Source organism: uncultured Mucilaginibacter sp., from assembly GCF_903913935.1.
Classification (GTDB): domain Bacteria; phylum Bacteroidota; class Bacteroidia; order Sphingobacteriales; family Sphingobacteriaceae; genus Mucilaginibacter.
The window spans coordinates 1-2,877 of the sequence record NZ_CAIWNH010000498.1 but is presented as its reverse complement, the minus strand read 5'-3'; the positions used below and the strand labels follow the sequence as shown (position 1 = coordinate 2,877).

Annotated in this window: 2 protein-coding genes; both read left to right on the top strand. The window is 43.5% G+C overall.

Annotated elements, in window-relative coordinates:
• Nucleotides 1–1,338 (top strand): mucoidy inhibitor MuiA family protein (locus QZY09_RS20250; protein WP_295675419.1); only part of this gene is annotated, 1,338 nt, incomplete at its 5' end.
• 5 nt (nucleotides 1,339–1,343) lie between these two features.
• Nucleotides 1,344–2,855 (top strand): NADH-quinone oxidoreductase subunit N, encoded by a 1,512-nt coding sequence (locus QZY09_RS20245; RefSeq protein WP_295675417.1) that lies wholly within the window; start codon nucleotides 1,344–1,346, stop codon nucleotides 2,853–2,855.
• The last annotated feature ends 22 nt before the right edge of the window (nucleotides 2,856–2,877 follow it).

Genomic DNA, 2,877 nt, shown 5'->3' with positions numbered 1-2,877 from the left:
CTGCAAAAATATGATAAGCAAATAGCGGAGATTGCCAAAGGGAGCACTACCGCAACCAGTAATATCATCGTAACCGTTTCATCAAAAACGGCCCTGCAATCCGAATTTACGTTGAGTTATTTGGTGCACGACGCTGCCTGGTACCCGACTTATGATATCAGGGCAAAAGATGTGAACAGCCCGGTAAGCATATCCTACAAAGCAAATGTATCGCAGCATTGCGGCGAGGATTGGAAAAATATAAAACTCACCCTTTCAACAGGTAACCCTACGGTTAGCGGCAACAAACCCGACCTCACCCCGTATTATCTTAATTTCGGAATGTACTATGCTGATGATAATGCGCCCGTAACCCGCGGTACCGGCAGAATTATAAGCAGTGATGATAAATCGCCGTTGCCGGGCGCGTCCATCCGGGTAAAAGGAACGTCGATAGGCGCGGTAAGCGATGTGAACGGGAATTTCTCGCTCCAGATGCCGCCGGGCCAGCAAACCATCACGGTATCGTATATTGGCTATCAAACCCAGGAGCTGCGCGTTACCGGAAATTTTACTAACGTAATGCTTGTTCCGTCTGCAAGTTCTTTAAATGAAGTGGTTGTGGTTGGTTACGGTACAAGTGGTGATGGTTATGAGAGTTCCCCGGCTTATAAAAGCCTGGAAGGAAAAGCAGCAGGGGTTAATGTTACCGCTAATACTATCCCCATCGCCGTAAAACAAACCGAAAACCAAACTAACGTTGAGTTTAATATTGATAACCCCTTTTCAATACCAAGCGATGGTAAACAGTATTTAGCGGAGATCAGCGAGGTGGAGGTAAAAGCAGGATTCCAATACTCGGTTGCACCGAAGATCAGTACTGATGTGTTTTTAACAGCGCAGATAACCGACTGGAACAAGTATAACTTTCTGTCAGGCGAGGCCAACCTATTTTTTGAAGGAACATTCATAGGCAAATCTCTTATCGATACCCATTCCGTTGCTGACACGCTGAAACTATCCATGGGCACCGATAAAAACATTGTGGTAACCCGCACACTGGAAAAAGACCTGTCTGAAAAGCAGACTTTTGGTTCAAACAAAAAAGAAACAAAAAACTGGCTGATCGATATCAAAAACCGTAAAAACCAGCCTGTAAACCTGTTGGTGGAAGACCAGGTGCCTGTATCGCAAAATTCATCTATCGATGTGGAGGTGCAGGAAACCGGCGGTGTAAAACCAGATGCATTAACAGGTAAGATTGTTTGGAATTTCCTGCTAAATTCGCAGGATGAAAAAAAGGTACAATTAAAGTACCTGGTTAAATATCCTAAAATCCAATCAGTAATTGTTGAATAGATAAAATGCACGATCTGTTACCTACTTTACCGGGCGCACTTGATGATGTGATAAGCAGCTTCCCTTACTTTATGCCGGAGTTTTACCTGGCCTTATTGTTCATCCTGGTATTGGTAACCGATTTGTTATTTGGTAAAAATTCTGATAAATTATGCAGGATCATTGCCTGCGCGGGCATTTTGCTGGTGATCCATAAGGATTACCAGCAAAATGAACTTTTGCTGGCGGTGGCGCAGCCAAACGGTCATTTCTTTTTTAGCAATATGCTCCTGCTCAACCATACGGGTATCAGTTTTAAGCTGGTGATAGATGCGCTGGCTTTCATACTGTTGCTTTATTTTGCCTGGGATCACAAGCTCAATAAACATCCAAAAGGGTTGTCGGATCTGTACTCCATTGTAGTCGGTGCTATATTCAGCCTTCATTTAATGGTGATGGCGGTAAACCTGCTGTCCATCTATCTTTCCATCGAAATGGTTTCTATTGCTTCCTACCTGATGGTGGCTTACCGGGGAGAAAGTGTGCTCAGCACCGAATCCGGGTTAAAATATGTGCTTTTTGGCGCGGCATCATCTGCTATTATGCTTTATGGCATATCGCTTTTATATGCCATGGGCGGCTCATTAAATTTATACACCGGTGGTTTAATTATAGGACTAGCTCAGGCGAATAATGCTGCCGTAACGGTGGCCCTTGTATTGGTGCTGGCGGGCATAGGATTTAAGCTATCCTTTGTGCCGATGCATTTTTGGGTGCCCGATGTTTATGAAGGGGCATCCACCCCGGTAACTGCCTGGCTATCTACCTTGCCAAAAATTGCAGGCTTTGCTTTGCTGATCAATTTTTTAAGACCTTTTATTTATTTTCAGGGTTGGCCCGGTTTAGATTTCCGGTTGTACCTGGCGGTAATTAGCATAGTAACGATGATTGCAGGCAATTTTGCAGCCGTTATGCAAAGGAACGTAAAACGAATGCTGGCCTACTCCAGCATCGGCCACACGGGTTTTGCGCTAATGGTGATTGTTGTTTATAACGATACTGCCTTTTCAGCTTTGATCTATTACCTGGCTGTTTATGGAATTGCCAATATAGGTGCTCTGGCCCTTGCCACGTATTTTGCCAACGCCACCGGGGCCGAAAATAATGAAGGCTACAAAGGCATTGGTCTAAAGCTACCGGCCGCTTCTGTTTGTTTTGTAATTGTGCTGGTATCATTAACTGGCCTGCCCATATCAGCAGGGTTTAACGGGAAGTTGCTTGTGTTTTCGGCAGTGTATAACGTTTACCAGCTGAATCATAATCCCGTGTTACTGGCATTACTGATAACAGGCGCGATAACAACGGTGGTTGCATTATTTTACTATATTAAAATTCCGCGCAATTTGTTTCTGAAAAGGACGGAAAATGTGGTGGATATCACAAAAACGGCTATCAATATCATTATTTTGTCCATAATTATATGTTTTTTGATCGTTTTATTAGGACTTCGCCCAGATTTTTTAATAAATCATATTTAAAATCATGCTTTAGCTGATTTTT